Annotated in this window: 5 protein-coding genes; all 5 read right to left on the bottom strand. The window is 69.2% G+C overall.

Going from position 1 to position 5,904, the window contains the following annotated elements; translation table 11 throughout:
• The coding region (locus PHX69_RS14820) for a GspE/PulE family protein (protein ID WP_288044715.1) at positions 1-1,293 on the bottom strand (1,293 nt) is incomplete at its 3' end.
• A gap of 6 nt (positions 1,294-1,299) precedes the next feature.
• Complete coding sequence (gene gspD, locus PHX69_RS14825; protein WP_288044717.1) at positions 1,300-3,549, bottom strand: type II secretion system secretin GspD; 2,250 nt, start codon at positions 3,547-3,549, stop codon at positions 1,300-1,302.
• An 11-nt stretch (positions 3,550-3,560) separates the two neighbouring features.
• Positions 3,561-4,304 (bottom strand): type II secretion system protein N, encoded by a 744-nt coding sequence (gene gspN, locus PHX69_RS14830; RefSeq protein WP_502958545.1) that lies wholly within the window; start codon positions 4,302-4,304, stop codon positions 3,561-3,563.
• A 150-nt stretch (positions 4,305-4,454) separates the two neighbouring features.
• Positions 4,455-5,114 (bottom strand): type II secretion system protein M, encoded by a 660-nt coding sequence (locus PHX69_RS14835; RefSeq protein ID WP_288044719.1) that lies wholly within the window; start codon positions 5,112-5,114, stop codon positions 4,455-4,457.
• A partial coding sequence (locus PHX69_RS14840) for a type II secretion system protein L (RefSeq protein WP_288044721.1) occupies positions 5,111-5,904 on the bottom strand: 794 nt, incomplete at its 5' end. The genes PHX69_RS14840 and PHX69_RS14835, both read right to left, overlap by 4 nt.

A 5,904-nucleotide genomic window follows, 5' to 3' on the forward strand; every position in this document is an offset into this window, starting at 1 on the left:
CAGCGCGGCGGCGCGGATGTCGGCTTCCGATGCCTGGTTGTGGATTTGCGCCCGGATGGCGTCGGTGGTGGTCAGCAGCTCGAACACGCCAGTGCGGCCCGCGTAGCCCGTGTGGCCACAGTGCTCGCAGCCCTTGCCGTGGCAGTGGCCGCAGTATTTGCGCACCAGCCGCTGGGCCAGCACGCCCAAGAGCGATGAGCTGAGCAAAAACGGCTCCACGCCCATGTCCGTCAGGCGCGTGACGGCGCTGGCGGCGTCGTTGGTGTGCAGCGTGGCCAGCACCAGGTGGCCCGTCAGGCTGGCCTGGATGGCGATCTGCGCGGTCTCGAAGTCGCGGATTTCACCAATCATGATCACGTCCGGGTCCTGGCGCAGGATGGCGCGCAGGGCCTTGGCAAAGGTCAGGTCGATCTTGCTGTTGACCTGTGTTTGCCCCACACCGGGCAACTCGTACTCGATCGGGTCTTCCACCGTCATGATGTTGCTCTGCGTGGCGTCCAGGCGCGAGAGGGCAGCGTACAGCGTGGTGGTTTTGCCTGAGCCGGTGGGGCCGGTGACCAGCACGATGCCGTGCGGCTGGGCAATCAGGCTGGTAAAGCGCTGCAAGGTGTCGCCCTGCATGCCCACCGATTCCAGGCTCAGGGTGCCGCTGCTTTTGTCCAGCAGGCGCAGCACGGCGCGCTCGCCGTGGGCGCTGGGCAGGGTGGAGACGCGCACGTCAATCGCACGGGTGCCCAGGCGCAGGCTGATGCGGCCATCTTGTGGCAGGCGCTTTTCGGAAATATCCAGGTCGGCCATGATTTTCAGGCGCGAGATCAGGGCGGCGTGCAGTGCGCGGTTGGGCTGCACCACCTCGCGCAGCGAGCCATCGACGCGAAAACGCACGCTGCTGTGGCGCTCGTAGGGCTCGATGTGGATGTCGCTGGCGCCGTCGCGCGCGGCCTGCGTGAGCAGGGCGTTGAGCATGCGGATGATGGGGGCGTCGTCGGCGGCCTCCAGCAAGTCTTCTACCGCTGGCAGCTCTTGCATCATGCGCGAGAGGTCGGCGCCTTCTTCCACTTCGCTGACCACGGTGGCAGCGCTCGATTCGCCTTGCGCGTAGGCGGCGCTGATGCGCTGGGCCAGGCTGTGCGCGTCCAGGGCTTGCAGTTGGTGTACGCGGTGTTTGCGCAGCACTTCGGACAGGGCGGTGGCCTCGGGCGCCGGGCCGTGGCAGAGCACGAGTTGCTGGCCGTCGTCCTCCAGCAGCAGCTGGGCGGTGCGTGCAAAGGCGTAGGGCAGGGGGTAGCGCATGGCGGCTTACAGGGCGCTGGCGGGTGGGGCCGAGGGCGCCGCAGCGGGCGCCGGGGTGGCGGCTGGTGCGGGCAGTGCAGGCAGCAAAGGCGCGCCCGAGACGGTGCCCAGCACCACGCTGGGCTGGGGTTGCACCACCTGTTGCAGGGCGCGGATGGCGTCGTAGCGGTCCACCATCAACGAGTCGCTGGTGGCAGCGTCGCGCACCACCACGGGGCGCAGGAACACCATCAGATTGGTTTTTTTGCGCTCGCGGTTTTCGCTGCGGAACAGGTTGCCCAGCACGGGGATGTCGCCCATCACCGGCACCTTGTCTTCGGCCTGCGAGTAGCTGTCTTCGAGCAGGCCGCCAATGACGATGATGCTGCCGTCTTCCACCAGCACGTTCGATTCGATGGAGCGCTTGCTGGTGGTGGGGCCGTTTTTGTCGCCGAGCGTGGCGGTGTCGATGTTCGAGACTTCCTGGTAAATCGACATCTTCACGGTGCCGTTTTCGTTGATCTGCGGGCGCACGCGCAGCATCAGGCCCACGTCTTTGCGTTCGACGGTGGTGAAGGGATTGACCGCGCCGTTGTTGCCGCCGGTGTTGGTGTAGGAGCCGGTGGGAAAGGGCACGTTCTTGCCGATGACGATTTTTGCCTCTTCGTTGTCCAGCGTCATCAGGTTGGGGGTGGACAGCACGTTGGAGTCGCCACTGTTTTGCAAAAAGTTGGCCAGCGCGCCCAGGTAATACTGGCCATTGATGCGCGGTGCCAGCGCCAGGTTCAGGCCACGGCCCAGCGTGCCTGCGGTTTCGCCCAGTTTGGTGGCACCCTGCGCAATGCCTGCCATGACCCCAATGATGTTGGCGCCGGATTTGTTGGAGTTGGTGCCAATCAGGCCCACGGTGCCATCGCCCTTGTTGCCCAGAACGCTTTGCCACTGGATACCGAACTCGGCCAGCTTGTTGGCGTTGACCTCGACGATCAGGCTCTCGACCAGCACCTGGGCGCGGCGGCCATCGAGCTTGTCGATGACGGCGCGCAGCTGGCGGTACTGCGGCTCGGGCGCGGTGATGATGAGCGAGTTGGTGCTCGGGTCGGCCTGGATTTGTCCGCCCGTGGAGGGCTGGTTGGCGTTGGCATTGCCCATGGGGCCGCTTGCGCCCAGACCGCCACCGGCGCCCATGCTGCTGGTGTTGCCCATGCCGGCGTTCGTGCTGGCGCTGCTGGACGCGCTGGCCGCAGAGGCACTGCCGCCAGCACTGCCCGTGGCGGCACTGGCGTTGCCCGCTATGGCCGACATGGCCGCGCGCAACGTGATGGCCAGCTTGGTGGCGTCGGCGTTTTTCAGATAGACGACGTGGATGTTGCCGTGGGCAGCGCTGCTGCCGGGCGCGGGCGCCTGGTCGAGCTTGGCCACCAGCGCGCGCACCTGGGCCACGCGCGCGGGGTTGGCCGCGCGCAGCACCAGCGAGTTGCTGCGCGGCTCGGCCAGCAGCGTGGTTTTGAACGAGGTGTCGGTCTGGCCCTGCGCACCTGCGCCTGTGCCCGCGCTGCCTGTGCCGCTGCCCGAGTCGATCAGCCGCGCCACCAGCGGCGCCAGGTCGGCGGCAATGGCGTGTTGCAGCGCAATCACTTCCACGTCGCTGGCATTGGACACATCCATGGCCGCAATGATCTTGCCCAGGCGTTGCAGGTTGTCGGCGTAGTCCGTGATCACCAGCGCGTTGGTGCCGGGGTTGACGTTGATGGTGTTGTTCGGGCTGATGAGCGGGCGCAGCACCGGCACCAGGTTGCCCGCGCTTTCGTAGTTGAGCTTGAAGATTTGCGTGACGATTTGCCCACCCGCCGGGCCGCTGCTGCCCGGCTGGGCCACGCTGACGCTGCCGCCTTGCAGCTTGGCATCGGCCTCGGGCACCACTTTGTAAAGGCCCGCAGCCTCCACCACCGTGTAACCCTGCAAGCGCAGCGCCGCCAGAAACTGCTGGAAGGCGGCGGCGGGCGTCACGGCGCGCTCGGTCACCAGATTGAGCTGGCCTTTGACGCGCGGGTCAACCACCACGTTGCGCCCCGTGATGGTGGCCATGGTGCGGGCCACGGCCTCGATGTCGGCGTTGGCAAAGTTCAGCGTGACGGGTTCGCCCGGGCGCACGCTGGCGGTGCCGGTGTCGATGGCGGTTTGTGCATGAATATGGCCGCTAGCGCTTACCAGTAAAGCGCCAGCAGCTATCATTTGAATAGCAATTTGCAAAGGGTGCTTGGTCAGGTGGTGCATGGTGTGGACGGTTAACCCAGGGTGATAAGCGAGCGCGCGCCGCTGCGCCGCCCAATGATGTTCAGGAGGTTGGACAGCGCGGCCTCGCGCTCGGGGGAGGCGCGGGCCTCGCCAGAAAAGCGCAGGCGCTGGCCCACCCATTGGCCGCTGCCGCTCAGTTGCAGCGCGCCTTCCAGGGTTTGCAGGGTGAGGGTGGGCACGCTGGCGCCTTGCAGCACCAGGCGGTAGCTGCCCATGGGTTTGAGCGTGGACAGGCGCGACGACAGCGCCAGCGCATCGAGCTGCACCTGGCCGCCCAGCTGCAGGCGGCCACTGGCCCAGTCGGCTTGCAGGCCCTGGGTGCGCAGCAGCAGCTGGCCCTGGGGCTGCACGGTATTCCAGGGGGTGCCCAGCCCGGTCAGCGCGGCGGCGGGCCATTGGCTGTGGCCGTCGGCCACGGTGAGGCGGGCACCGCCCCAGCGCAGTTGCACCTGCGCTTGCAGGGGGGCGCTGGTGCAGCAACTGGCATGGAGCTGCGCGCGCAGCCCGTCCAGCGTGGGGCGCAGGCGCCAACTGATGCGCCCGGGCAGGGCCGCGCGATCCTGGCTGGCTGCCCCGCCCGCCAGCACGAGCTGGGCCGAACCCGTCCAGACCGTGCCGCGCGGTTGAATCAGCAGCACCCGCTCTGCACTGGCCTGGGCCACGCCCGCCGCCAGCCACTGTGCCGGGGCAAATGCCAGCACCGCCGGGATGGCCCCGGCCAGCACGCCCGCCAGTGCCCAGCCCCAGGGCGCACGCCGGGCGCGATGGGGTGTGGCTGTGCGTGACCAGCGCGGTGCAGGCACAGCGCTGCGTGCGGTGTGGCGGGATGTGGGGCGGGGGGAGGCAGTCACGGCAGGCAGGGGCGGCACGGGCCAGCAGTGCGCTCAGCGCGCGGGCAGGGCCAGCACCAGCGTTCCGCTCCAGCGCACGGCGGCGCTGGCGTGGTGGTCTGGCGCGCTGGTGGGGCGCGCCGATGCGGTGCCATTGGCGCTGGAGAGGCTGCGTGCGCCGGGCAGCGGCGTGGCGGTGGAGAGGGTGGTGGGCGTGGCAGGGGGCCGGGCTGCGCCGGTGGCCGCAGTGCGCTCGGCCACGCTGGCGCGTACCAGGTGGACTTCCTGGGGCAGTGCGCGGGCATTGCTGCGGGCCTGTGCCAGCCAAGGCAGCAGGGCATCGGCGGCAGTGCCTTGCAGCGTGAGGGTGGCACGGTCGCCGCCCAGGCCCAGGCGGGCGCTGGTGCCAAAGCGCTCGGTGACCGAAGTTTGCAATGCGCGCAGGGCGGTATCGGGGTGGATGCGCGTGGCGTTTTGCAGCTGCTGGGCCTCGGCGCGCAGGGCCTGCATGGTGTGCAGTTGGGCATCCAGGCTGGCATGGCGTGCGGGGGCGGTGCGCAGCGTGTGCAGTGCAGGTGCCAGCACCAGCCACCACAGCAGGGCCAGTGCGACCAGGGCGCTGGCAGCCAGCATCAGGCGCTGTTCACGCGGCGCCAGGGCTTGCCAGCGTGCGCGCAGGGCGGAGGCGTGGGTGGATGGGGCAGCGGTGTTCATGGCGTGGCTCCGGGGCGCAGCACCAGGGTGTTGCCTTCGGTGTGCAGGGTATAGCCGCTGGCGCGGGCGCTGCTGTGGGCGGCGGTGTGTTCTTGCTCGCTCAGGGGCGGGCCGCCCAGGCGCAGCTCGCCAGGGGTGTAGTCGATGCTGCTGGCTTGCCAGGTGGGGGGCAAGGCGCCGGCGGCAGCAGCCAGCAAGGGTTCCAGGTCACGCGGCGACAGGCTGCCTGCACTTTGGCGCAGCAGGGCCAGCTCGCGCTCCATTTGCACCGGTGCGTCCACCACCACTTTGACCTGCGGGAAGGTTTCGGTCAGGGCGCTGCGCACGGCGGCCTGTTTGGTGGCCAGCGCCTGCCGCTCTTGCCAGGCCCAGACGTTCAGGCCGACCAGGTGTGCCAGCACCAGCGCGGCGGCGCTCCAGCGCGCAGCGCGCCACTGGGGCGCTTGCAGCATGGCACCGGCCAGCGTGCCCACTTTGCGCAGGGCGCGGGTGCGGCCCGAGCTGGACAGATCGAACTGCGCCAAGTCCCAGCGGCTGCGCGCGGCCAGTACGGCACGATCGCTGCTGGTGTGCAGTTGCACCGGGCGGCCCAGCAGGCGCTCGGCCAGCGCGGCCACGGCGGGCTCGGCGTACAGCGGTGTGGCTGCGTGATCGGTTCCGGCCAGCTGGCCCAACGCCAGCGCGGCGGGCAGTACGGCCACACCGTGGTCGCTGCCGTAGTGGGTGATGACCAGGTGGGCGTCTTCCGGGGTGCCTTGCACGTAGCAGGCGCCGGGCGCGTGCGGGTCGG

It is taken from the genome of Simplicispira sp. (assembly GCF_028687295.1).
Taxonomy (GTDB): domain Bacteria; phylum Pseudomonadota; class Gammaproteobacteria; order Burkholderiales; family Burkholderiaceae_C; genus Simplicispira; species Simplicispira metamorpha.